The organism is Mycobacterium sp. NGS35 (genome assembly GCF_059812855.1).
Genome location: NZ_JCALDL010000001.1, coordinates 282940 through 308240 on the forward strand (window position 1 = coordinate 282940; position 25301 = coordinate 308240).

21 protein-coding genes are annotated in these 25301 nt (G+C 68.7%); 9 read left to right on the forward strand and 12 right to left on the reverse strand.

The annotated features are described in order from the left end of the window. Nucleotides 1-33 precede the first annotated feature (33 nt). Both AC5Y4C_RS01440 and nei2 read left to right on the forward strand, forming a co-directional pair. Entirely contained in the window at nt 34-4536 is a 4503-nt protein-coding gene (locus tag AC5Y4C_RS01440; RefSeq protein ID WP_499962083.1) for an ATP-dependent helicase, read from the forward strand. 26 nt (nt 4537-4562) lie between these two features. Continuing rightward, a complete protein-coding gene (nei2, locus tag AC5Y4C_RS01445) occupies nt 4563-5327 on the forward strand; it encodes an endonuclease VIII Nei2 (protein ID WP_499962081.1) in 765 nt (254 codons plus the stop codon). A 9-nt stretch (nt 5328-5336) separates the two neighbouring features. Here nei2 and AC5Y4C_RS01450 read toward each other — a convergent pair whose 3' ends face one another. From AC5Y4C_RS01450 to AC5Y4C_RS01475, 6 genes are all read right to left on the reverse strand, one after another. Next, the gene (locus tag AC5Y4C_RS01450; RefSeq protein ID WP_499962079.1) at nt 5337-6239 is read right to left on the reverse strand and encodes an NmrA family NAD(P)-binding protein; all 903 of its coding nucleotides are present in this window, start codon (nt 6237-6239) and stop codon (nt 5337-5339) included. Between the two features lie 29 nt (nt 6240-6268). Further along, nucleotides 6269-6649, reverse strand: a complete 381-nt coding sequence (locus AC5Y4C_RS01455; protein WP_499962077.1) for a DUF1330 domain-containing protein — start codon at nt 6647-6649, stop codon at nt 6269-6271. Between the two features lie 302 nt (nt 6650-6951). Further along, nucleotides 6952-8211 carry an HNH endonuclease signature motif containing protein gene (locus tag AC5Y4C_RS01460; RefSeq protein WP_500007933.1) on the reverse strand — a complete coding sequence of 420 codons (1260 nt, stop codon included), beginning with the start codon at nt 8209-8211 and terminating at the stop codon, nt 6952-6954. Between the two features lie 294 nt (nt 8212-8505). Next, a complete protein-coding gene (locus AC5Y4C_RS01465) occupies nt 8506-9360 on the reverse strand; it encodes a pseudouridine synthase (protein WP_499911531.1) in 855 nt (284 codons plus the stop codon). A gap of 7 nt (nt 9361-9367) precedes the next feature. After that, nucleotides 9368-11125: a glycerol-3-phosphate dehydrogenase/oxidase gene (locus AC5Y4C_RS01470; RefSeq protein ID WP_499911529.1), complete on the reverse strand. Its 1758-nt coding sequence runs from the start codon at nt 11123-11125 to the stop codon at nt 9368-9370. Between the two features lie 49 nt (nt 11126-11174). Then, nucleotides 11175-12581 carry an NAD(P)H-quinone dehydrogenase gene (locus tag AC5Y4C_RS01475; RefSeq protein ID WP_499964264.1) on the reverse strand — a complete coding sequence of 469 codons (1407 nt, stop codon included), beginning with the start codon at nt 12579-12581 and terminating at the stop codon, nt 11175-11177. Nucleotides 12582-12608: 27 nt separating this feature from the next. Between AC5Y4C_RS01475 and AC5Y4C_RS01480 the strand changes: the two genes are divergently transcribed. Continuing rightward, nucleotides 12609-13088 carry a gamma-glutamylcyclotransferase family protein gene (locus AC5Y4C_RS01480; RefSeq protein WP_499911527.1) on the forward strand — a complete coding sequence of 160 codons (480 nt, stop codon included), beginning with the start codon at nt 12609-12611 and terminating at the stop codon, nt 13086-13088. Nucleotides 13089-13095: 7 nt separating this feature from the next. On the opposite strand, the gene AC5Y4C_RS01485 is transcribed toward AC5Y4C_RS01480, so the two are convergent. Together AC5Y4C_RS01485 and AC5Y4C_RS01490 are read right to left on the reverse strand one after the other, a co-directional pair. Further along, nucleotides 13096-14268, reverse strand: coding sequence for a M20 family metallopeptidase (locus AC5Y4C_RS01485; RefSeq protein ID WP_499964120.1), 1173 nt, complete (start codon nt 14266-14268; stop codon nt 13096-13098). Next, nucleotides 14265-15446, reverse strand: coding sequence for a M20 family metallopeptidase (locus AC5Y4C_RS01490; protein ID WP_499964122.1), 1182 nt, complete (start codon nt 15444-15446; stop codon nt 14265-14267). Before AC5Y4C_RS01490 ends, AC5Y4C_RS01485 begins: the two co-directional genes overlap by 4 nt. A 37-nt stretch (nt 15447-15483) precedes the next feature. Between AC5Y4C_RS01490 and AC5Y4C_RS01495 the strand changes: the two genes are divergently transcribed. Beyond that, nucleotides 15484-16278 carry a purine-nucleoside phosphorylase gene (locus AC5Y4C_RS01495; protein ID WP_499964124.1) on the forward strand — a complete coding sequence of 265 codons (795 nt, stop codon included), beginning with the start codon at nt 15484-15486 and terminating at the stop codon, nt 16276-16278. Here AC5Y4C_RS01495 and AC5Y4C_RS01500 read toward each other — a convergent pair. Next, nucleotides 16224-17321: an AbrB family transcriptional regulator gene (locus tag AC5Y4C_RS01500; RefSeq protein ID WP_499964126.1), complete on the reverse strand. Its 1098-nt coding sequence runs from the start codon at nt 17319-17321 to the stop codon at nt 16224-16226. The two genes, AC5Y4C_RS01495 and AC5Y4C_RS01500, sit on opposite strands and share 55 nt — an antisense overlap. Nucleotides 17322-17397: 76 nt before the next feature. Here AC5Y4C_RS01500 and AC5Y4C_RS01505 point away from each other — a divergent pair, with 76 nt between their 5' ends. Then, on the forward strand, nt 17398-17838 hold the full coding sequence (locus tag AC5Y4C_RS01505; RefSeq protein ID WP_499964128.1) for a MarR family winged helix-turn-helix transcriptional regulator: 441 nt from the start codon (nt 17398-17400) through the stop codon (nt 17836-17838). Continuing rightward, nucleotides 17835-19391, forward strand: coding sequence for a phospho-sugar mutase (locus AC5Y4C_RS01510; RefSeq protein ID WP_499964130.1), 1557 nt, complete (start codon nt 17835-17837; stop codon nt 19389-19391). The genes AC5Y4C_RS01505 and AC5Y4C_RS01510 overlap by 4 nt, the downstream gene beginning before the upstream one ends. On the opposite strand, the gene upp is transcribed toward AC5Y4C_RS01510, so the two are convergent. Next, entirely contained in the window at nt 19373-19996 is a 624-nt protein-coding gene (gene upp / locus AC5Y4C_RS01515; RefSeq protein ID WP_499950252.1) for a uracil phosphoribosyltransferase, read from the reverse strand. The genes AC5Y4C_RS01510 and upp overlap by 19 nt on opposite strands. Before the next feature lie 65 nt (nt 19997-20061). Between upp and AC5Y4C_RS01520 the strand changes: the two genes are divergently transcribed. Together AC5Y4C_RS01520 and AC5Y4C_RS01525 are read left to right on the forward strand one after the other, a co-directional pair. Then, nucleotides 20062-20364, forward strand: coding sequence for a hypothetical protein (locus AC5Y4C_RS01520; RefSeq protein WP_499911512.1), 303 nt, complete (start codon nt 20062-20064; stop codon nt 20362-20364). Nucleotides 20365-20366: 2 nt separating this feature from the next. Further along, entirely contained in the window at nt 20367-21464 is a 1098-nt protein-coding gene (locus tag AC5Y4C_RS01525) for a C40 family peptidase (protein ID WP_499964132.1), read from the forward strand. Nucleotides 21465-21512: 48 nt separating this feature from the next. On the opposite strand, the gene AC5Y4C_RS01530 is transcribed toward AC5Y4C_RS01525, so the two are convergent. Beyond that, on the reverse strand, nt 21513-22505 hold the full coding sequence (locus tag AC5Y4C_RS01530; RefSeq protein WP_499964134.1) for an ABC transporter ATP-binding protein: 993 nt from the start codon (nt 22503-22505) through the stop codon (nt 21513-21515). A gap of 3 nt (nt 22506-22508) precedes the next feature. Next, a complete protein-coding gene (locus tag AC5Y4C_RS01535; protein ID WP_499950259.1) occupies nt 22509-23558 on the reverse strand; it encodes an ABC transporter permease in 1050 nt (349 codons plus the stop codon). Nucleotides 23559-23770: 212 nt separating this feature from the next. Between AC5Y4C_RS01535 and AC5Y4C_RS01540 the strand changes: the two genes are divergently transcribed. Continuing rightward, nucleotides 23771-25294 carry a PE-PPE domain-containing protein gene (locus tag AC5Y4C_RS01540; protein WP_499964136.1) on the forward strand — a complete coding sequence of 508 codons (1524 nt, stop codon included), beginning with the start codon at nt 23771-23773 and terminating at the stop codon, nt 25292-25294. Nucleotides 25295-25301 lie beyond the last annotated feature (7 nt).

The window sequence follows — 25301 nt, forward strand, 5'->3', positions numbered from 1 at the left end:
CGGCTTGTCGTACCGGGTTGGCACGATGGTGAGGTGAGCGCTTCTGCCGATCCGCTGGGCCGCTTCAGCCCCGCCACCCGCGAGTGGTTCAGCGGCACGTTCGAGGCGCCCACTCCCGCGCAGGCACAGGCCTGGTCGGCGATCGCCGACGGCGACAACACCCTGGTCATTGCACCTACCGGGTCAGGCAAGACGCTCGCGGCGTTCCTGTGGGCCATCGACCGGCTGGCGCATCAACCCGGCGACGGCACGAGGGTGCTCTACATCTCGCCGCTCAAGGCTCTGGCCGTCGACGTCGAACGCAACCTGCGAACCCCGCTGACCGGCATCACCCGTACCGCGCAGCGGCTGGGCCTGCCGGACCCGCAGATCACCGTCGGCCTGCGCTCCGGCGACACCCCACCCGCGCGGCGACGCGAGCTGGTCAGCCGGCCGCCGGACATCCTGATCACCACGCCCGAGTCGCTGTTCCTGATGCTCACGTCGGCCGCCCGCGACACGCTGGCGAGCGTCGAGACGGTGGTCGTCGACGAGGTGCACGCGGTGGCCGGCACCAAACGCGGCTCGCATCTGGCGCTTTCCCTGGAACGTCTCGACGCGCTGCTGCCCCAACCGGCGCAACGCATCGGCTTGTCGGCCACCGTGCGTCCGCCGGAGGTGGTCGCGCGGTTCCTGGTCGGCGCAGCGCGGCCGGTCACCATCGTGGCGCCGCCGGCGGCCAAGACGTTCGACCTGTCCGTGGTGGTGCCGGTGCCTGACATGGCGAACCTCGAGAACAACACGATCTGGCCGGACGTCGAGCAGCGCATCGCGGATCTGATCGAAGCACACAACTCGACGATCGTGTTCGCCAACTCGCGGCGCCTGGCCGAGCGGCTGACGGCGCGGCTCAACGAGATTCACGCCGAACGCGTCGGGATTGCCCTCGAGCGGCCGCCGAATCCCGAAGTGCCCGGCGGGCCACCGGCGTACATCATGAGCAGTGGTCAGACGTTCGGCGCCGAGCCGCTCTTGGCCCGTGCGCATCACGGTTCGGTCAGCAAGGAACAGCGGGCCGCGGTCGAGGACGACCTGAAGAGTGGGCGGCTCAAGGCCGTCGTTGCCACGTCCAGCCTGGAACTCGGAATCGACATGGGCGCAGTCGATCTCGTGATCCAGGTGGAGGCGCCGCCGTCGGTGGCCAGCGGTTTGCAGCGCATCGGCCGCGCCGGACATCAAGTCGGCGAGATCTCCCGCGGCGTCGTGTTTCCCAAGCACCGCACCGACTTGATCAGTTGCGCGGTGACGGTGCAGCGGATGCGGGCCGGCCAGATCGAGAACCTTGCGGTGCCGGCCAATCCGCTCGACGTGCTGGCGCAGCACACCATCGCCGCATGCGCGCTCGAGCCACTGAGCGCCGACGTATGGTTCGACACCGTGCGCCGCAGCGCCACGTTTTCGACGTTGCCGCGCAGTGCATTCGAGGCGACACTGGATCTGCTGTCAGGCAAGTATCCGTCGACCGAGTTCGCCGAGTTGCGGCCCCGGCTGGTGTACGACCGCGACACCGGCACCCTGACGGCCCGGCCCGGGGCGCAGCGGCTGGCCGTCACGTCGGGCGGCGCCATCCCCGACCGCGGTCTGTTCACCGTCTATCTTGCCGCCGGCGCTGATTCTGAAAAGCCCTCGCGAGTAGGCGAACTCGACGAGGAGATGGTGTACGAGTCGCGGCCGGGCGACGTCATCTCGCTGGGCGCCACCAGCTGGCGGATCACCGAGATCACTCATGACCGCGTGCTGGTGGTGCCCGCATTCGGGGAGCCCGCCCGCCTGCCGTTCTGGCGCGGCGACGGCGTCGGTCGGCCCGCCGAGCTCGGGGCGGCGCTGGGCGCGTTCACCGGCGAGCTGGCCGGCCTTCCGCCGGAAGCGTTCGGACAGCGTTGCGCCGCAATGGGTTTGGATCCGTACGCCACCGAGAACCTGCGGCGGCTGCTCGACGACCAACGTGAGGCCACCGGCGCGGTGCCCACGGATTCCACACTGCTGGTCGAACGGTTCCGCGACGAGCTCGGCGACTGGCGGGTGATCTTGCACTCACCGTACGGACTGCGGGTGCACGGACCGCTGGCGCTCGCGGTCAGTCGGCGACTGCTCGAACGCTACGGCATCGACGAGAAACCCACCGCCTCCGACGACGGAATCGTCGTTCGCTTGCCCGACACCGAGGACGTGCCGCCCGGCGCCGACCTGTTCGTGTTCGACCCCGACGAAATCGAGCCCACCGTCACCACGGAGGTCGGCGGTTCAGCGCTGTTCGCGTCGCGCTTCCGGGAGTGCGCTGCCCGGGCGCTGCTGCTGCCACGGCGCCACCCTGGCAAGCGCTCACCGTTGTGGCACCAGAGGCAGCGAGCCGCGCAGTTGCTCGATGTGGCGCGCAAATATCCCGACTTCCCGATCGTGCTGGAGGCTGTGCGCGAGTGTCTGCAGGACGTGTACGACGTGCCGGCGCTGACCGCCCTGATGACCGGAATTCACCAGCGCCGCGTGCGAGTGATGGAGGTCGAGACCGCCACCCCGTCGCCGTTCGCGGCGTCGCTGCTGTTCGGCTACGTCGGCGCGTTCATGTACGAAGGCGACGCACCGCTGGCCGAGCGGCGTGCGGCGGCACTGTCGCTGGACACCACGCTGCTGGCCGAACTGCTGGGCCGCGTCGAGTTGCGGGAACTGCTCGACCCGGACGTCGTCGACGTCACACATCGCCAACTGCAACACCTCAGTACCGACCGACTCGCGCGCGACGCCGAGGCGGTGGCGGACCTGCTGCGCCTTCTCGGTCCCCTCACCGAGGAGGAGGTCGCTCAGCGCAGCACCACGGCGGATCCGGGCGGCTGGCTGGAGGGGCTGCGGGCGTCGCGCCGGGCGGTGACGGTGTCGTATGCGGGTGCGACGTGGTGGACCGCGGTCGAGGACATCGGCCGGCTGCGGGACGGCGTCGGCATCGCGGTGCCGCCCGGCGTCCCGGTGAGCTTCACCGAGCCGGTCGCCGACCCGCTGGGCGAGCTGCTCGGGAGGTATGCCCGCACCCGGGGCCCGTTCACGACCTCCGACGCGGCAGCGCGGTTCGGGCTCGGTGTACGCGTTGCCGAGGACGTGTTGAGAAGGCTGGCTGTCGACGGCAAGCTTGTGGGTGGCGAATTCATCTCTGCTTCAAGCGATTCCGGGCAGTGGTGTGACACCGAGGTGTTGCGCATGCTGCGGCGACGGTCGCTGGCGGCGCTGCGCGCGCAGGTCGAGCCAGTCAGCACCGCCGCCTACGGCAGGTTCCTGCCGGGCTGGCAACAGGTGGGCGGAAACACGTCGGGCGTCGATGGCGTGGCAGCCGTCGTGGAACAGCTCGCCGGGGTCGCCGTCCCGGCGTCCGCCCTGGAGCCGTTGGTGCTTGGGCAGCGGGTACGCGATTACCACCCGGCGATGCTCGACGAACTGCTGGCCTCTGGCGAAGTGGTCTGGTCGGGGGCCGGCGCGATCTCGGGTAGCGACGGCTGGGTCACGCTGCACATGGCCGACACCGCGCCGCTGTCGCTCGCCGCGCCGGTCGAGATCGATTTCACCGACCGGCACCGGATGATCCTCGACACGCTGGCGCCCGGCGGTGGCTTCTTCTTTCGGCAGCTGACCGACGGACGCGACGAGCGTGAGCTGAAAGAAGCACTATGGGAGCTCGTTTGGGCCGGCTGGGTGACCGGTGACACTTTTGCGCCGGTGCGGGGCTTGCTCGCCGGGTCGGGTCGTGGGCGGTCGGCGCCTGCGCATAGACAACGGCGGCGGGCACCGCGGCTGAGCCACTACAGCGTCGCGCACGCCCAGAACCGCGCATCGGACCCCACCGTTGCCGGCAGATGGTCGGCGTTGCCGCCTCCTGAGCCGGATTCGACTGTGCGCGCGCACTTTTCGGCTGAACTGTTGTTGGGCCGCTACGGCGTGCTGACGAAGGGCAGCGTGGCCGCAGAGGGAGTGCCGGGCGGATTTGCCACGCTCTACAAGGTGCTGACCGCGCTCGAGGACGCGGGCCGCTGCCAGCGTGGCTACTTCGTCGAGTCACTGGGCGGCGCGCAGTTCGCGGTCGCCTCGACCGTCGACCGGTTGCGGTCGCATCAGGACAGCGTCGACCCCGACCACCCCGCCTATCACGCGGTCGCGCTGGCCGCGGCCGACCCGGCGAACCCGTACGGCTCGGCGTTGCCGTGGCCCGTCGGCGAAGGCCGCCCGGGCCGCAAGGCCGGCGCGCTCGTCGTGCTCGTCGACGGAAAACTGGTGTGGTTCCTCGAGCGCGGCGGGCGCTCGCTGTTGACTTTCTCGTCGGACCTCGAGGCACAGCGGGCGGCCGCGGGCGCGCTCGCCGACCTGGTTGCCGGCGGGCGGATGGGGGGCATGGTGGTCGAGCGGGTGGACGGCGTGCCGGTGCTGGATCCCGGTCATCGCACGGATGTGGCGGTGGCGCTGGCCGATTCGGGATTCGCGAGGACGCCGAGAGGTCTGCGGCTGAGGGCGCGATGAGCGCTTGCGCGGGACAGTAGGGCTCGATGCCCGAGGGTGACACCGTCTGGCTGACCGCCGCCAAGCTGCGAGACGGCTTGGTGGGCAAGACGCTCACACGCTGTGATGTCCGGGTACCACGGTTTGCGACCGCGGATCTGACCGGCCACACAGTCGACGAAGTGCTCAGCCGCGGCAAGCACTTGTTCATCCGCGTCGGCCCGGCCAGCATTCATTCGCATCTGAAGATGGACGGCAGCTGGCGGGTGACGGCCAGGAACCGCGGCGTGCGGCCGAACGACCACAGGGTACGAATTGTTCTGGAAACAAACGACATTCAGGCCGCCGGCATCGACTTGGGCCAACTCGAGATCCTGCCGCGCAACCAGGACATGTCGGTGGTGGCCCACCTAGGACCGGATCTGCTGGGCACCGACTGGGACCCCGCGCGAGCGGCCGCCAACCTGACCGCCGACCCTGACCGCCCGGTCGGGGCGGCACTGCTGGACCAGCGCGTCATGGCCGGCGTCGGCAACGTTTACTGCAACGAATTGTCTTTTGTGTTCGGCATTTTGCCCACAGCTCCGGTGTCGCGACTTGCCGATCCGCTGCGCGTGGTCTCCCGTGCGCACGACATGCTCGTGGCGAACCGCGCTCGCTGGAACCGCACCACCACCGGAGATCGCCGACGTGGCAGCGAATTATGGGTATACGGCCGCGCCGGAGAACCCTGCCGCCGCTGCGGCACACCTATTCAGACTGATCGCCGCGGCGAGCGGGTCACGTATTGGTGCCCGCACTGCCAGAGCTAGCAGCGGGCGCTATCCCCCGAACAGCTGCGAATGGGCCGCGATGTACTGGTCGACTGTCTGCGGCGGCTGTCCGGTGATCTTCTCGAAGTCGTCGCTCATTCGGTCGTAGCGGCCGTCGCGGTGTAGCCGCGCGATGGTCGCGATGTGCTGTTGGACATGTTCGGGCAGGCCGGATACGCGCAAATACTGCCGAACCCAGTCGTCGTAGGGGGTGTCCTCGGCGGTGACCGGCCGGTTGAGACCGCGGGCGTAACGCTCGGCCAAGCCGTGGATGTCGAGGACTTCTGCGCCGGTCAGTTCATAGACGTCGCCGATGCGGTCCGCCGGATCGAGCAGCACCTCGACGACCACTCGCGCGATATCGGCGGCAGCGATAGGTGAGGTACGCCCGGTTCCGATCGGCAGCGGCAGCACGCCGCGCTCCCGCACAGACCGGCGGACCAACATCGCAAACAACGGGTTGTCCAGGAACACGGTCGGCCGGATATGTACCACCGGCACGCCGGACCAGTTCATGACCTGTTCGGAAAGCCAGTGCAACCACTGCTGGAATGATTCGCCGGTGCTGGTCAACCCCATTTCCGAGACCGTCATCTGCGACATGTTGACAATTACCTGGTAGCCGCCGACATCCCGCGCGGCCGCGCAGACGATCGCCGTCGCCTCGAGATAGTCCAGCGACACGCTCATGTTGAAGAACATCCGGTCGACACCGGTCATTGCGTCGACGACGTTGCGCGGATTGGTCAGATCCCCGATGACCACCTCTGCGCCGATTTCGCGCAGCCGCTGTGCCCGGGCGTCCTCGCGGTGCACCATGGCCCGCACCGGTTCGCCCCTCTCGATCAACATCTCGACGACCCAACGACTGACTCCGCCGAGCCTTCCGGCCGCCCCCGTGATCAGATACATGCCCTTAAGTTAGTCGCCGCGGGTGGCCGTCAATCACCGATCGACCACTTGGATGTGGCGATGAGGTGTCCGCGGTCCAGTGCAGCGGCGCGGTGTTCATGCACGTGCAGATATGCCTCGTCGGTGACCATGCCGATGAACGCGCCGGGCGTCGGATATTCGACGATCAGGATCGCGTCCCACCACGGCCGTTCACCGTCGCCGATCACCACCGTCGGCGCCGTTCCGCTGTAGCGGACGATGCCGCCGACCCGCTGAAGGTGTGGGGTCACTTCTCGTGCGTACTGTCGATAGCGCTCTGCTCCGCCGGGCTCTTTGAACTTCAGCAGATTGACCATCACCACGGGAGCATCCGGGGGCCGCGCCGCAAGCGCGGCGATCTGCTCGGTCGTCGGTTCGAGCTCTGACATCGTATCTCCTTGCGTTGCAATGGCTTCGGGTTCATCGTCGGCATGATGCGCGACCACCGCATCGAAGCGATGTCAAGCCATCTTTCCGCATTCGTGGGCACCAGTCGATGATTTCGCGTTGTGGCAACACCTACTTCGACCCGCAACGCAGGCTCGAAGGCGTTCGGCTCAGCTCACATTGATGAGCACCATCGGCGCGCATGGTAATGACGAGTGGCAAGGTCCCTGACCTAAGGGCTTGATGCGGCAAGCATTTGCGCTTCACTGCCTTGTCGGCTGTGAGCGGTCCGGGGTGAGGAGGCCTAGTTGTTGGTGGGTGGTGGTTGGGGTTGGAAGGGTTGGTACCACCACCACTGGGCGCGCTCACCGGTGGGCCCCGGACAGGGCGGCACCGCGGGCGGGGGTTGGGTTGGTGGGCGGGCCAGCGAGGCGGCGCTCAGTACTCGCCCAGCGTTGTCGGTGACGACGAGCGCGTCGGCGGGCCCGGTGATGGTGATCAGGCCGCGATGGTGCAGCCGGTGATGATGCGCGCACACCAACACCAGATTCGCCAACTCGGTGGCGCCGCCGTCCTCCCAATGCCGAAGGTGGTGGGCGTGCAAACCGCGGGTGGCCCCGCAGCCGGGCACCACACAGGTGCGGTCGCGGTGCTCGAGTGCGCGGCGCAGCCGCCGGTTGATCTGGCGGGTTGTTCGGCCCGCGCCGATGGGTTGCCCGTCGCGTTCGAACCACACCTCACAGGTGGCCTCACAGGTCAGGTAGCGGCGCTCGGCGTCGGTGAGCAGCGGACCCAGATGCAGCGCCGCGACACGGTCTTTGACATCCAGGTGCACCACCACCGTGGTGTGCTGGCCGTGCGGGCGGCGCGCCGCCTCGACGTCCCAGCCCGTCTCCACCAGCCGCATGAACGCATCGACGCTGCTGGGCATGGGCGGGGCCGTCTCTGACGCGCGCTCGCTGTTGTCGTGGTCGTGTTTCCACTCGCCGATCAGCGCCTCCAGATGCGACGCCAACGCCGCGTCGAACTTGGCCGCGTCATCATGCGGCAGCCTGATCCGATAATTGCTGCCCTGCTCGTCGCTGGTCTTGATGATCGAGCGCGCCGGGTGCGGCCGCGCAGGCTGCAGCTCGCGTTCGGGTCGCGGTTCGAGCTTGACCGCGGTACGTAACTGGTTGACCGTGGCCACGCTGGCCAGCTGCGCATAGTGCTCATCAGAGCCCTCGGCTGCGTGTGCGGCGATCACCCCGACCTGATCCAGCGACAGCCGGCCCTCGGCCAGACCCTGCACACACCGCGGAAACTGCTCACGCCGGCCCGCCACCGTGGTGATCGTGTGCGCATTGGCCGACGACACCCCCAGCTTCCAGGCCACCAACGCCGGCACCGACCGCGCACCCGTCGCGCCCCACAACCCCTCACCATCGATCTCAGCGACGATCTCCACGATCCGCCCATCAATCGCATTACGCTGACCGCTCAGCTCCGCCAACTCCTCGAACAACACCTCAAGACGCTGCGCAGGACTCACCGCAACAACGGCCGACGACGCGATCGAGGACATAACGACACCATCGCACCCACCACCGACAAGTCGAGGCCACGAGCCCCGCCCGCGGTGGCCCCTAGGCACACGGTGCGAATGTTGGTTGCCGAGACTGGACCCGTTCGACCCGCACAGGGTCCCCCACATGTATTACACCGGACCTGACCACGTCGACATACCAACCTGCACAAAGAGATTCGCTATTCGCGCCGATGTGCAGATCGCAACCGATCCAGTCGTCGTCGGCCGGCCCATCGCCCTCGACCGAGGACGTCCGGCCGCCGCTGGGGTGCCGGCTGACGGAGGCGCTTGTCATGCCGGAAGCGTCCGCCGGCTGACGAACCGCATCAGGGCACCGCGGCGCGGATCGTCGAATTCGATGCTGTGCGCGAGCAAGTGCAGCGGTGCCGAGAAATCGTCGGCGGCGACGTCGAGCACGGTGGGATACAACGGGTCCCCGACGATCGGTAGACCGAGCGACGCCATGTGTACGCGCAGCTGGTGTGTGCGGCCGGTGCGCGGCGTGAGCCGGTAGAGACCGTCCCCCAACGGCTCGACCGATGTCTCCGCATTCGGTTCACCGGGTTCGACGCTGGCTTGTAAACACCCGCGCCGCTTGACAATTCGGCTCCGCACCACCTGCGGCGCCTCCAGTTCACCCGACGACCTCGCCAGATACGTCTTCCGCACCGCGCCGCGGGCGAACAACGACTGAAAGAGCCCGCGCATCTCGCGCCGCGCGGTGAACAGCAGAATTCCGGCAGTCAGTCGGTCCAAGCGGTGTGCCGGCGTCAGCTCCGGCAGGTCGAGCTCCCGACGCAACCGCACCAACGCCGTCTGCGTCACGTGGCGGCCGCGAGGCATCGTCGCGAGGAAGTGCGGCTTGTCGATTACGACGATGTCGTCGTCGCGGTAGAGCACGGGGATGTCGAAGGGTACGGGCACCTCAGCGGGCAGCACGCGGTAGCAGTAGACGACCGAGCCCGGCGGCAGCGCGCTGCGCGCGTCGAGCACCGCGCCGTCGGCGTCCACCACCTCGCCCGCCAGAACCTTCGCCGCGCCGGCCGCCCCGAACCTCGCGGTGAACTCTTCGAGCACCGATCCACCGCGCACCCGCAACCGTGCCGGACCAAGCCCGTCACGAACCGGCAAAGGCGCAGGCCTCACGGCGTGATCAAGTCAGCGGGACCGGCTCGAGGATCTCCGCCCGCGCCTCCGGCGCCGCCTGGCGTAACGCGTCGGCTGACTCGTCGTCGGGCTGCTGCTGCGACCGCACCTCGGCGTCCACCCGCGCGATGTACGTGTCCACCTCCCGCTGCACATCGGCCTCGTCCCAACCCAGCACCGGCGCGACGATCTCTGCGACCTCCCTCGCGCAGTCCACCCCTCGATGCGGATACTCGATCGAGATCCGCATCCGCCGGGCCAGGATGTCCTCCAGATGCAGCGCCCCCTCGGCCGCCACCGCGTACAACGCCTCGACCTTGAGATACACCGGCGCTTCTGTGATCGGCGCCAACAACTCCGGCTTGGCTGCACCCGGCTCGCTGGCCATTGCGAGGACCTCGCCGATCAGCGATCCGTAGCGGTCCAGCAGGTGGCGCACCCGATACGGATGCAGCCCGTAGTAGGCGCCGACCCTTTCGGCCTGATTCACCAGTGCGAAGTAGCCGTCAGCACCCAGCAGCGGCACCTTCTCGGTGATCGACGGCGCCACCCGCGCCGGAATGAATTCGCTGGCGGCGTCGATCGCGTCCTCGCCCATCACGCGGTAGGTGGTGTACTTGCCGCCCGCGATCGCCACCAGCCCCGGTGCCGGCACCGCCACGGCGTGCTCGCGCGACAGCTTCGACGTGTCCTCGGTCTCCCCGGCCAGTAGCGGCCGCAGGCCCGCGTACACGCCGTCGATGTCGTCGTGTGTCAGCGGGGTGGCCAGCACGGTGTTGACGTGGTCGAGGAGGTAGTCGATGTCGGCCTTCGTGGCGGCTGGGTGGGCCAGATCGAGGTTCCACTCGGTGTCGGTGGTGCCGATGATCCAGTGCGTCCCCCACGGGATCACGAACAGCACCGACTTCTCGGTGCGCAGGATGATCGCTACCTCGCTGACGATCCGGTCGCGCGGCACCACGATGTGCACGCCCTTGGACGCCCGCACCCGAAACCGGCCGCGCTGCTTGGACAGCGCCTGGATCTCGTCCGTCCACACGCCGGTGGCGTTGACGACGACGTGCCCGCGCACGTCGGTCACCTCGCCGTTCTCGGAGTCGCGGACCGTCACGCCGATCACCCGGTCCCCTTCGCGCAGCAGAGCCACGACCTGTGTCGAGGCACGCACCACGGCCCCGTAGTGGGCGGCGGTGCGCACCACTGTCATCGTGTGCCGCGCGTCGTCGACGACCGTGTCGTAGTAGCGGATCCCGCCGATCAGCGAGTTGCGCTTGAGACCCGGAGCCAGCCGCAGCGCCCCTGCCTTGAACAGGTGCTTCTGCGCCGGAACCGATTTCGCGCCGCCAAGCTGGTCGTAGAGAAAGATTCCCGCAGCCACATAGGGCCGCTCCCACCACCGCTTGGTCAGCGGGTACAGGAACGGCATCGGCTTCACCAGATGCGGGGCCAAGGTGGTCAGCGACAGCTCGCGCTCGTGCAGCGCCTCGCGCACCAGCCCGAACTCCAGCTGCTCGAGGTAGCGCAGGCCGCCATGGAACATCTTGCTGCTGCGGCTCGACGTGCCCGACGCGAAGTCGCGGGCCTCCACGAGCGCCACCTTCAGCCCGCGGGTGGCCGCGTCCAGCGCCGCGCCGGCGCCCACCACGCCGCCGCCGATCACCACGACGTCGAACTGCTCGGAGCCCAGCCGTTCCCAGGCAACCGCGCGTTCGCGTGGGCCCAGAAACGTCTGCCCGTTGCCAGGGGCGGGGGCAGCCTCGATCACAGACACTCCCGGTTGAAGTTACTGGTCAGTACCACCAGGTTAACGGCAGTCAGTCCAGGTCGTCGTGCGCCACCAGCTGACGGGCCGCTTCGGTGATCGACCCGGTCAGCGACGGGTAGACCGACAGCGTCTGCGCCAGCTCGGCAACCGAGTTGCCGTTCTGCACGGCCAGCGCGATCGGCAGGATCAGCTCAGAGGCGACCGGCGCCACCACCACACCGCCGATCACCACGCCGGTGGCGGGCCGGCAGAAGATCTTGACGAAGCCCTTACGCAGGCCCGACATCTTCGCGCGCGCGTTGGTGTTCAGCGGCAGCATCACCGTCCGGGCGGCGACTGTGCCGTCGTCGATCTTGGCCTGCGGCACCCCCACCGCGGCGATCTCCGGCCGGGTGAACACCGCAGCGGCGACGGTCCGCAGCCGGATCGGAGTGACCGCATCGCCCAGCGCGTGATACATCGCGATCCGGCCCTGCATCGCCGCGACCGACGCCAGCGGAAGCAGCCCCGTGCAGTCGCCGGCGGCGTAGATCGTCGGCACCGAGGTCCGCGAAACCCGGTCCACCGGAATGTAATTCCCGCGCCCGAGGTCGATGCCCACGCGCTCGAGCCCCAGACCCGACGTGTTCGGCACCGACCCGACCGTGATCAGCGCGTGGCTGCCCTCCACGCAGCGCCCGTCGGTCATCTTCACCACGACCCCGTCCTCGCTGCGGGTCACCGACTCCGCGCGGGCGTTCTTCACCAGCGTCACACCGCGTTCGGCGAACACCTCCTCGAGCACGGCGGCCGCGTCGGAGTCCTCGTGCGGCAGGATCTGGTCGCGGCTGGCGACCACGGTCACGTCGACACCCAGCTCGGTGTAGGCGTTGACGAACTCCGCGCCCGTCACGCCGGAACCCACCACCACCAAATGGTCGGGCAGGTCGGTCAGGTCGTAGAGCTGCCGCCACGTCAAGATGCGCTGGCCGTCGGGCGTGGCGTTGGGCAGCACCCGCGGGCTGGCGCCCGTCGCGATCAGCACCACGTCCGCCTCGAGCACCTGCTCGCTGCCGTCGGGCTCGGTGACCTTGACGCTGTGGCGGGCCATGCCCTCCACCGCGTCGACGATCTCGCCGCGCCCGCTGATCAACCGCACGCCTTGCCCGCGCAGGCGCTCGGCGATGTCCTGCGATTGCGCCGCAGCGAGCCGCTTCACGCGGTCGTGGATCTGGGTCAGCGAGATTTTCGCGTCCTCGATGTGGATGTCGTAGCCGAGCTGGGGTGCCCGGCGCAGATCGGTCCGCACGCCCGTCGACGCGATGAACGTCTTCGACGGCACACAGTCGAACAGCACACAGGCTCCCCCGATGCCGTCCGAGTCGACGACGGAGACGTCCGCTTCGTGCGCTGCCGCGATCAGCGCGGCCTCGTACCCGGCCGGCCCTCCCCCGATGATCACGATGCGGGTTGCCACAGTGCTCACGGTAGCTACTCTTTCTCCGTGCCGCTCTACGCCGCGTACGGGTCGAACATGCATCCAGAGCAGATGCTGCAGCGCGCACCGCATTCCCCGATGGCCGGTACCGGCTGGCTGCACGGCTGGCGCCTGACGTTCGGCGGCGAGGACATCGGCTGGGAAGGTGCGTTGGCCACCATCGTCGAGGACCCCAATTCCAAGGTCTTCGTGGTGCTCTACGACATGACCAAGGAAGACGAGAAGAACCTCGACCGCTGGGAGGGTTCGGAATTCGGCATCCACAAGAAGATCCGCTGTCGTGTGGAGCGGATCTCGTCGGACACCACAACCGATCCCGTGCTGGCGTGGCTGTACGTGCTCGACGCGTGGGAAGGTGGCCTGCCGTCGGCCCGCTACCTCGGGGTGATGGCCGACGCAGCCGAAATCGCCGGTGCGCCACCGGAATACGTGCACGCGCTGCGCACGCGGCCCTCACGCAACATCGGTCCCGGCCACGGCGACTAGCACACCGCTAGAGCAAGGCCGCGGCCTGCTCGACGGTGTTCACCAGTACCCGCACCCCGATGGCCAGCGCGCGCTCGTCGAGGTCGAACGTCGGTTGGTGCAGGTCCAGCTGAGGCCCACGGCCCGACCACACTCCTAGCCGTGCCATCGCACCCGGCACCTCCTCGAGGTACCAGCTGAAGTCCTCGCCGCCGCCGGACTGCCGCGTCTCGGCCAGCGCGTCAGGGTCGACAGCCTCGATCGCGTGGCTGAGAATCCGCGTCGCGAGCTCTTCGTTGACCACCGGCGGCACCCCGCGCCGGTATTGCAGCGAATGCTCGACGCCCAGCGGCGCCAGCAGCGATGCCACCGTCTCCCGGACCAGCGACTCCAGGGTCAGCCAGGTGGCGTGGCTGGCCGTGCGCACAGTGCCCGCCAGCACACCGTTCTGGGGGATCGCGTTGGGCGCCATCCCCGCATTGACCGCCCCCCACACCATGACCGTGCTGTTGCGCGGGTCGATGCGCCGCGACAGCACTCCCGGCAAGCCGGTGATCAGCGTGCCGATGCCATACACGAGGTCGGCGGTCAGATGCGGCCGCGCGGTGTGCCCGCCCGGCGAATGCAGCGTGATCTCGATCGAGTCCGACGCGGAGGTGATGGGCCCTGCGGTGATCGCCACCTTGCCGACCTCCAGCCGAGGGTCGCAGTGCAGCGCGAAGATCCGTGAGACCCCGGCCAGCACCCCCGCGGCGATCGCGTCGATTGCGCCGCCGGGCATCAACTCCTCGGCCGGCTGGAAGATCAACCGCACCCCGATGGGCAAGTCCGGCACTCCAGCCAGGGCCAGGGCGGTGCCCAGGAGGATCGCGGTGTGGCCGTCATGGCCGCAGGCGTGCGCGACGCCCGGCACCACCGACGTATACGGCGCGCCGGTGCGCTCCGACATGGGTAAGGCGTCCATGTCCGCGCGCAGCGCGATCTTCGGCAGGTGATCGGGTCCGAGATCGCAGGTGAGGCCGGTGCCCAAAGGCAGCACCTTCGGATTGAGCCCGGCGTCGGCGAGCAGCGTCGCGACGAACTGCGTGGTGGCGAACTCCTGCCGGCCGAGTTCCGGGTGAGCGTGAATGTGCCTGCGCCAGCTGACCAATTCGTCATAGTGTGCCGCCAGCCAAGATTCGGCGGTGTCGGCAAGGCTCATGCGCGCATCACCCGTGCCCGCTCCGAGGGAGTTTCCGCCAGCCGAATCACGGTGCGCGCCAACATGATCGATCCGTCGACGACGGCTTGGTCGGCGCTGGGCGACACCGCGGCCGTAGCGAACTCCGGCTGGTGCAGCGACGCGCCGCCCGCCTCGACGCCGACGATGGGGTGGATCCCGGGTATTGCCTGAGTGACGTTGCCCATGTCTGTACTGCCCACCGGCAGCGCGCTTTCCAGCTCGGCGGGCACGGGACTGCGGCCGCACCGGATCATTTCGTCGCGAAACACGTTCGCCAGCCACGGATCTGGGCGCAGTTCGTCGTAGGCGGGCCCGCGGGCGTCGATGGCGCATTCGCATCCGGTTGCCAGAGCGCCGGCGCGGAAGCAGTCGAAAACCCGGCCCTGAAGATGATGCAGGGACTGCTTGTCGACGGCCCGCAACGCGTACGTCATCGAGGCGTGCCCGGGAACCACGTTCGGCGCCCGGCCGGCCTCGGTCACGATTCCGTGCACCTGCTGCCCCGGCCCGAGGTGCTGACGCAGCAGCCCGATCGCCACTTGCGCGACGGTCGCCGCGTCTGCGGCATTGACGCCGAGGTGCGGGGCCACCGAGGCGTGTGATTCGTGGCCGCGGAATCGCACGGTCACCTCCGACAGCGCCAGCGACCGGGTGGCCGCGATGTCAGCCGGTCCGGGGTGGACCATCACCGCGGCATGTACGTCGTCGAAGGCTCCGCCGTTGAGCAGCAACGCCTTTCCGCCGCCTGACTCCTCGGCGGGGGTGCCCATCAGCACCACGGTCAGGTCGAGCTCGTCGGCGACGTCGGCCAGCGCCAGCGCCGCACCGACCGCGGACGCGGCGATGATGTTGTGCCCGCAGGCATGTCCGATGTCGGGCAGCGCGTCGTATTCGGCGCACACCGCGACAGTGAGGTCACCGCTGCCGTAGTCGGCGCGAAACGCGGTGTCCAATCCGGCCGGCGCGGCGGTGATAGCGAAGCCCCGCTCGGCCACCAGCGCCTGCGTCTTGGCGCAGCTGCGATGTTCGGCGAACGCGAGTTCGGGCTCGGAGTGAATGTCGTGCGACAGCGCGATCAGGTCACCGCCGCGGTCCCGGACCACCTGCTCGGCCACGTCGGCAGCGGCGTGACGGCGCGGCGGCGAAGTGGCGGGCATCCTCGCAGTATCGCATTGCGGGCTAAGCTCGCTGACCGTGACTCGGGATGACGAGCTGGCCAAACAGGCCGCCGCGGCCATCGCCGATCACACCGGAGTCAGCAAACACGACGTCGCCGTGGTGCTCGGATCCGGGTGGGCGCCGGCCGCCGACGCGTTGGGCCGTCCCATCGCCACCCTGGACATGGCGGAGCTGCCCGGCTTCACGCCTCCGACCGCCGCCGGGCATCGCGGCACGGTGTCGTCCATCATGCGAGGCGACACCCGAATCCTATTGCTGCTCGGGCGAATTCACGCCTACGAAGGACACGAGCTGCGGCATGTCGTGCATGCGGTCCGCACCGCGGCGGCCGGCGGCGTGCGGGCGGTGGTGCTGACCAATGCCGCCGGTGCGCTGCGCGACGACTACCGCGTGGGGCAGGCCGTGCTGATCGCCGATCATCTCAACCTCACCGGCCGCTCACCGCTGGTCGGCCCGCGGTTCGTCGACATGGTCGACGCGTACTCCCCGCGGCTGCGCGCGCTGGCGCGCGAGGCCGATCCGACACTGCCCGAGGGGGTCTACGCCGGCCTGATCGGGCCGCAGTACGAGACGCCCGCCGAGATCCGGATGCTGCGCACTCTGGGCGCCGACCTGGTCGGCATGTCCACGGTGCACGAGACCATCGCCGCGCGAGCCGCGGGGCTGGAGGTGCTGGGGCTCTCGCTCGTGACCAACATGGCCGCCGGCATCACGGGCCAGCCGATCCGCCACGACGAGGTGCTGGAAGCCGGGCGTCAATCCGCAGCGCGGATCGGCGCCCTGCTGGGCTCGATCGTCGGCATGGTCTGAGCAGTGTGCTGCGAGAACCGCAGGAACAGCCGAGCCACCAACGGCGCGGTGAACAACATCAGCAGCACGCGAATCACTTGTGCGGCAATGACGAACGTGACGTTGGAGCCGGTCTCGACGCTCGTCGCCAGCACGGCGTAGATGCCGCCGGGACTGGTCGCCAGATAGCCGTCGAGCTCACTGATCCCTGCCACCTTCGACAGCACCACACCGAAGCCCGCCGCGGCGACGTTCAGCATCACGATCAGCCCGAGTGCGGCCGGCAGAATGCGCTCGATCGCGCGCAGCGACTCGCGGGTGAACGCCAGGCCGGCCTGCCAGCCGATCAGCATGTAGCCGATCTGCACCAGCACCGCGGGCACAGTCAGCCCGAACGAGAGCCCGGTGAGCTCGGCCGCGATCGTGAGCGCCATCGGACCCAGCAATCCAGCACCGGGCATCCGCACCAACCGCCCGGCCACAGCCCCTATGACCACGATCACCGACATCAGCGGGATGCTGAGATACCAAGGCAGCGAACCGGTTTCGGACACCAGAGTCTGGTGCGGCGCCTTGGTCGCGTGATAGACGAGCGTGACGACGACCGGCATGGACGCGGTGATCAGCGCGACGCGCAAGTACTGCACCACGGCCACCACGCGGTCGTCGCCACCCAATTCCCGCGCAATCGCCACCAGACCGGACGCGCCGCCGGCCACGAGTGCCAGCGCCCCGGTCAGCGGCGTCACGTCCCGGTGCAGACCCAGCAGCGCACCGCCGACGACGGACAGCACCAGCGTGCCGATTGCGACGGCCGCGACAACCGGCCAGTCCGAGCCCAGCGCCGCGAACGACTCACGGTGCACCATGGTGCCGATGTAGACGCCGAGCACGCCCTGGGCGGCTACTCCGGCCAGTCGCGGGACGCGCCGCGGCGCGAACGGCACCAGCGCCAGCGCAATGCCCACCACCAGCGCCGCGAACAACGCCGCCGACGGCACGCCTAGCCTGGCGAGCGGGACGGTCACGGCGACCGTCATACCCGCCAGAACCAGCCACCTCATTCTTCAAGTATGCCCTTGGCAATTTGGCGACTCAAAGTGCGTAGATCAGCGAAAATTGTCAAGGTATAACTTGCTTATGGGCGCGCAACGTTCCGCCGCCGCCACAGAACTGCGCGAGGCGATGATGGCGCTGGCCCGCCAGTTGCGACGGCATCGGCCCGACCACGGGCTCACGCTGAGCCAGTTGGAGGTGCTCAGCGAAGTCAGCCGCACCGGGGTCAGCACTCCCGCAGAACTGGCCCAACGACTGCATGTGCGAGTGCAGTCGCTGACGGACAGCATCAACGACCTGGCGGCGCGGAGGCTGGTGTCTCGCCGCGCCGACACCGCCGACAGGCGCCGCCAGCTCGTCGAGATCACCCTTGATGGCACCGCCCTGCTCGAGATCGATCGGGCCGAGAGGGACCGCTGGCTGCAGGAGGCGATGCGCGAGCACCTGACCGATCTGGAATGCGACCTGGTGATACTGGTCGCCCCGATTCTGCGCAAACTGGCCAGGGCAGAATCGAGGGAGTGACGCCCCAGGAGTGGATCGCGGAGTGGATCGCCCACGATCCAGAACCCGGCGCGGTGGCGGAGTTGTCGGCCTGCGGGCCCGAAGAGCTCGCCGAGCGGTTCAGCAGACCGCTGAGGTTCGGCACGGCCGGACTGCGCGGGCCGATGCGAGCCGGTCCGGCGGGCATGAACCTCGCCGTCGTGCTGCGCGCCACCTGGGCGCTGACGCGCGTGGTCGAGCCAGGCCCGGTGTTCGTCGGCTACGACGCCCGACGCCGATCGCGGGAGTTCGCGACTGCGGCGGCGGAAGTGCTTGCAGCCGAGGGCTTTTCGGTGACTTTGTTTCCGAAGCCGCTGCCCACCCCGGTGCTCGCGTTCGCCGTGCGGCGACGCGGCGCCGCGGCCGGCTTGCAGATCACCGCGTCGCACAATCCGGCCTCCGACAACGGCTACAAGGTCTACCTCGACGGCGGCCTGCAGATCGTCTCACCCATCGACCGCCAGATCGAGGCCGCGATGGCCGACGCCCCGTACGCCGACCACATCCGGCGGATTCCGGTAACCCCAACTGGCGCAGGCATTCTGGAGGACTATCTCCAGCGCACAGCGACTGTGCGCCGTGGCTCCGGCACCGTGCGCGTGGCGCTGACGCCGCTGCACGGAGTGGGCGGGCAGGTCGCCGTCGAGGCTTTGCGGCGGGCCGGTTTCACCGACGTGCATACGGTCGCAGGCCAGTTCGCCCCCGACCCGGACTTTCCCACCGTCGCATTTCCCAACCCCGAAGAGCCGGGCACAGTGGACATGCTGCTGGAGCTGGCTGCGGACGTCGGCGCGGACCTCGCAGTCGCGTTGGACCCGGACGCCGACCGCTGTGCGATCGCCATACCGGCAGAGCACGGCTGGCGCATGCTGTCCGGCGACGAGACCGGTTGTCTGCTGGGCGATTACATTCTGCGCTACGCGAAGCCGGGCGTGGCGGTGGCGAGCACAGTGGTGTCGTCGCGCATGCTGGCCGCGATCGCCGCAACCCACAACGCTCGGCACGTGGAGACGCTCACCGGATTCAAATGGCTGGCCCGCGCCGCCGGCGACGACCTGGTGTACGCCTACGAGGAGGCGATCGGCCATTGCGTCGACCCGCAGGCCGTCCGCGACAAGGACGGCATCAGCGCGGCGGTGCTGTGCTGCGACCTGGTCGCGGCGCTGAAAGCCGACGGGCGCTCGGTGGCCGACGCGCTCGACGACCTGGCCCGCCGCCACGGCGTGCACCTGACCGCGTCGATCACGGTGCGCACCGAGGACGCGGCAGCGCTGATCGCGCGCCTGCGCAGCGATCCGCCGGTAAGGCTCTGCGGCGTCGCCGTGACCGTCACCGAATGGGCCGAGGTGCTCATCTTCACCGGCGACGGCGTGCGACTGGCGGTTCGACCGTCGGGCACCGAGCCGAAAGCCAAGGGATACATCGAGATTCGCGTGGCAGGCGACGAGCTACGGGTGGCCCGCCGCCGGGCCGAGGAGATGTGCGCTCAGGTTCGGGCCGAGGCGACCGCGCTGCTTCAGCGTGGACCGAACTGACGGTCCCCGGCGTCGCCTAACCCTGGGACGATGTAGGCGATCTCGTTGAGGCGGTCGTCGACGGTGGCGGTGAAGACCCGCATGTCGGGTGCGATCTTCTCGAGTGCGGCGATGCCCTCCGGCGCCACCACCACGCACACCGCGGTGATGTCGGTGGCTTGGCGCGCCTGCAGCAGCCCGACAGTGTGGGCCATCGACCCGCCGGTGGCCAGCATCGGATCGAGCACCATCACCGGCTGGCGTGACAGATCGTCGGGAAGCGACTCCAAATACGGTGTGGGCGAATGGGTTCGCTCGTCGCGGGCGACGCCGACGAACCCGACGCGTGCCTCCGGTATCAGCGCGTGCGCTTGGTCCACCATCCCGAGCCCGGCCCGCAGCACCGGCACCAGAAGCGGCGGCTTGGCCAGCCGGCAGCCGGTGGTCACCGCCAACGGCGTGCGCACCGAGACCGTGTCCGTGGGCGCGCCGCGGGTGGCTTCGTAGACCAGCATCAACGTCAGGTCGCGCAACGCCGCGCGGAACGCCGCGTTGTCGGTGCGTTCGTCCCGCAATGTGGTCAACCGGGTCCGGGCCAGCGGGTGGTCTACGACGCGCACGTCCATGGCGCAGACATTAGCCCGGCGATTGCGGCGGAACCGGATCGTCGCGATGCCACGTCCAACACGGCATGCACGCCGACACCCACGCCATCCGCGGCTACGGGAGCGCTACCGCCTGCCTGGGCGCCGACCTTCACGCCGCGGCCACCACCCTGTCCGTCGACCTCGGCCCGACGATCGCTGCGGCGTTCGGCCCGATCGGCAGCCGGTTCGCCCACGCACTAGTCGCCGCCACCGAGGCGCTGGCGGTCGGATTGAGCAGCATCGCCGACGACGTGGCGGCGGCCGGCGCCGCGACGGCAGCAGCCGCCGGGCACTTCGACGACGTGGACCAACGGTCCCGGTCGCACCTCACGAGCCTGGCCAGTTAACGGTGCCCAGCGCCCTGGTCGCCGCGCTCGCGGCACCACTGCATGAATTGCACGCCGCCGTCGGTGCCGGCGTCTTCACCGGTGACGACCCAGCCCGGACACTGCTCACCGCCAGCCAGGTCGTCGCCGACGCGGCGTCCGCAGGCACAGCGGCGCTCGGGCAAATGGGTGCCGCATGGTCGGGTCTCGCCGCCGACGCGGCGGGGCAGGCGATTTCCACGGCGCTCACCGGCGCGGCCGACCTCGCGGCCCACGCGTCAGGCATGGCCAACCGCGTGGGGGCCGCATCGGACGCGGTCGCGCGCGCGAAGGCCCAGCTGCAGCGCATCATCGACGACTTCCACGCGACCGCTCAGGCGCTGGAACCTGCTCTGCCGAAAAGCGCGCCCGCGCTGGCCGATGCGGCACGACAGGCACTCGCGGAGGCCGGCCGCGTGGTCGCGGACCTGGAAGCCGAGCTCGACGGTCATGCCGCAGCTGTCGCGTCGGGACCAGGGGCGCCGTCGGCTGCCCAGGCTCCGACGACGTCACCCGCGGGGCTGTCGCCGGCCGTGCCGGCCACGATGGCTCCGGCCGCGTCGGGGATTCCCTCCGGGCTCTCCGGGCTTTCCGGACTCACGAGCCCGACCTCCGGCGCGTTGCCGACCACGACCGGTCTCGAAGACGTCGCCGAAGCGCCCATGCTGAACCCCGACGCGTTGGGCAGCGGGGTCGCGGTGCGCCTGCCCGACGGCAGCACGGCACTGGCACCGAACCAGGTGGCCGCCGAGGCCGTGCGGCATGCGCTCACGCAACTCGGCGTGCCCTACGACTGGGGCGGGACGTCGCCGGGCGTCGGGCTGGACTGCAGCGGCTTGACGCAATGGGCGTATCACCAAGCAGGACTTGACCTTCCGCGGCTGGCCCAAGAGCAGGACATCGGCGCCGCGGTAGCGCCGAACGCATTGCTGCCTGGCGACCTCGCGGTGTGGGACGGGCATGTGGCGATGGTCGTGGGCAACGGCATGATGATCGAGGCCGGCGATCCTGTTCAGCTGTCACCGATCCGAACCAGCAACGCCGGTCAGGGTTTCCAGGGTTTCTGGCGGCCGACGGGTTGAGCATGAGACCGCACATCGCTCTTGAAGCGCGTATCGACGAGCTTGTGATCAGTCGATGCTGAGCTCGCGACGCTGGATCAGCTCGGCGAAACCGCTGACGCCGAGCCGCTCACGAAACGCCTGGGCGGTGTATCCCACAACCGTCGCGTCGGTGCGGGCGCGCACCGTCGCCGACCGCGGCAAGTGAAACAGCACACCGATCTCGCCGAAGTAGTCGCCCGGACGGGCTATGCGCACGAATTCCTCACCGCCGTCGGCTAATTCACGCACAATCTCGAGTTCACCCTCGGTGACGATGTAGATGAGACTTCCCATCGTGCCCTGCTCGAACAGCACCTCACCGGCCGAGAGATGAGTCGTTTCGGACCGCTGGTTCGTCGGCACGACATCGGGAATCAGGTCGACGACCCGATCCGCCATCGGCAGAATCCGACTGTCATGGGTCGCGACGACCACCACACGTTGCCCCGAAGCGAGCGAGCGGATCAGCCTCAGCACCTCCTCGACCTGGATGAAGTCGAGGTGTGCGGTTGGTTCGTCGGCGAGGATCAGTGGTGGATCCAATGCGATGGCCCGCGCGACTGCCACGCGCTGCTGCTGACCGCCGCTCAAGTCACCCGGACGATGTCTCAGACGGTCCGCGAGACCGACCTGGGTCAGCAGCTTCGTGGCCGCCTCGCGCGCCGATGCGCGCGGGATTCCGGCAATGCGCATCGGGATCATGACGTTTTCGATCGCGGTGAGACTGGCGACGAGGTTGAACGCCTGGAACACGATGCCCACCGTCTGGCGCCGGTACTTCGCCAACGCACTGCCGTCGAGCCCGGTGATGTCGGCGCCGTCGAATCTGATCGATCCGGAATGCGGGCGCAGGATGCCGCCGAGACACGACAGCAGGGTCGTCTTCCCGCAGCCACTGGGACCCAGCAGGATCACCAACGACCCGGCCGCCACATCGAGGCTCAAGCCGTTGATCGGCCGCACAGCGTATCCGCCGCTGGAGTACTCGACCACCAGGTCCCGAATGCTCAGATCGCCCACTGCTCAGGGACCTCCGAAGGCAAGCGCCGGGTCCACCGCGACCGCACGCCGGAGCCCGGCAAGGCTGGCCAGCAGACCGATGACCACCGCGACCGCCGGCAGGGCGAGGTAGGCGCGCATCGGTACCACGACGTTCATCGGGAACAACGGTGCGAGCGCTTGGGCGAGCAGCATGCCCAGCGCCGCGGCCAGCAGCGCGACGACAACGGCCTGCACGGCCAGTCCCGCCAGAATCGACCGCGTCGGCGCGCCGATCGCCTTGAACACCGCGAAATCGCGCAACCGCTCGAGCGCCGAGAGGTACACAACTGACCCGACGATCAACGCCGCCACAATCCACAGCAGCACCGCGACAATGGTGATCGCGTCGACCGCCACCTTCATCGGGCGCATCAGGTCAGTCATGCCAGCCGCCCGATCGACGACCTGGTAGCCGGGCAGTACTTCTTGCGGTGTGCCGACGATCCCAATCGAGGTGACGATCGGTTGACCGTTGAAAGCCAACTGCTGCACACCCTCGGTCGTCATGAAGATGTTCGGCATCCGCGCCAGCGCAGTGGAATTGGGCACTATCCCGACGATCCGCAGGGTGCGCTTGCCGACCTGAAGATCGTCGCCGACGTGGCGTCCCAACGTGCTCGACACCGCGACCTCGTCGGCCCTCGACGGCGCGCGTCCCTCCGCGACGGCCGGCATGCCAGGGCCATGCTCCGGCGCCCCGAACGCGGTGGCGTTCTTGGTCGAGGTGCCCTGCCGGATCGTCACCGCGGCCATGGTCAGCGGAGCCGCGGCCACGACACCGGGCGTACTCGCCACCCGAGCGAGATCAACTGGGGCAAATGCCGTGGCGCCCATGAAAGGGCCATTCGCGCCCGCCTCGATGAGGAATCGATCGACACCCAGGGAATCGACGGTTCGTTGTGATTCGACCCGGAAGCCGTTGGACAGGCCGGTGAGAACCAGCGTCATCGCGAAGACCAATGCGGTGCTCACGATCGCTATGAAAAAGCGCCGTCTTCGCCACTGCATATCGCGTAACGCCGCGAACAGCATGGCGGCGACGTTACCGGCGTCAACCGGCGCGCGGCTGCGCTTTGGAAAAGCACCACTGCGGAGTTTGCTGACTGTCGCACAAAGAAGTAGTTCGATTTTGCTACGGGAGTGCTCCGAAAATGTCAGGATGTTCTCACCCACGGCGTCGGGGCGGGGATTCTTCGAGTTCCAACGCGGTGAGAATCGGTTTCGGCGCACCCAGGGAGGTCGGAATGCGCCCCTTCATCCGCGCCGCGGCAGTGGCTTTGCTGACGCTGGGCCTCACCTTCTTGCTGGCCGTCTCCACGACGATGACGTCGGTCGTGCTTGCCGCAACCGCGCTCATCATGGGCGGAACGAAACATCCGCTCAGTCGGCCGCAGGACACCCAGCAGTTCATCAGCGACTATGTGACCGGCGCCAACGACACCTACATCGACAACACTGGGTTCTGCGGCAACTCGCCCTGCACCCTCGTCGCGGTCTACACCCCCGAGCAGTTCCGGTTCGATACCGGGCTCACCGACATGACGTTCGACCAGTCCGTGGCGGCGGGGAAGGCAAACCTCGACCGTTGTATTCGCAACGGCGCCTGCCAAGCGACGGCGGCTCCCTATGACGCCACCAGCCCGAACCAAGACGTCACCGACACGAGCTATGTGGTGTACGGCTATTCGCAGAGCGCGACCATCGCGACGGAAGAAAAGCGCGACCTGATGGCCAACCCGGCCGGCGTTCCCGTGCACTTCGTGCTCGTCGGGAACCCGAACCGCCCCAACGGCGGCATCCTCGAGCGCTTCGAGGGTCTGCACATCCCGATCCTGGGAGTGACCGCTGACGGCGCCACGCCCACCAACAACCCGGACGGTACGCCGACGGACATGACGACCGTCGACGTCGCCCGCCAGTACGACGGGTGGACCGACTTCCCGCTCAACCCGCTGTTTCTGCTGTCCGACCTCAACGCCGCGATGGGCATCTACTACCTCCACGGCGGCAACTACACCGGCATCGGCACACCGCAACTGCAGGGACAGTACGGCGACACCACCTACTACCTCGTTCCGACGCCGGTGCTGCCGCTGCTGATGCCGCTCACGCAGATCCCGGTCATCGGAACCCCGCTCGCACAGACCCTCGACCCGGTGCTGCGGGTGCTGGTGGAGGCGGGCTACGACCGCACGATCAACCCCGGAGCTCCGACGCACGCCAACTTCTTGTACTTCGGCAACCCGATCACGACGCTGGTCAACGCGGTGCGTGCCGTCCCGGTGGGGCTGGACAACGGGATCAGTTACTTCACCGGCAGCCGGCCGCTCGGGACGACGGTTCCGACCTCTCCGTACGGGGTGGGCGGGCCACCGATCAACGCCGGCTGCGGCGGCGGCGCCAACTGCGGCAGTCCGACACCGTACGTGGCGACGAACCCGTCGGCCCAGCTCGCGCCGGCCACACCGGCAGACGATCTGTCGCCCACCGACCAGAAGCGCATCGAGACGCCGACGCTCAAGAACGACCCGCCGAAGACCAAGCCGGTCAAGCCGCCGAGGCTGACCAAGCCGGCCGATCTCGTCGCGGCGTTCCGTCCTGACGTGACCAAGCAGCCGACCACACCGCCCGCAGGCAAGACGGACGATCCGAAGCCGCCCCGCGTTCGGCTGCCGTCGCTGGCGATCAACAGGCACGCGCCATCCGGCAACGACACGTCCGACAGCAGTTCGGCATCTGCCGGGAGCGCCGCCGCGAGCACGAAGTAGCCGCCCG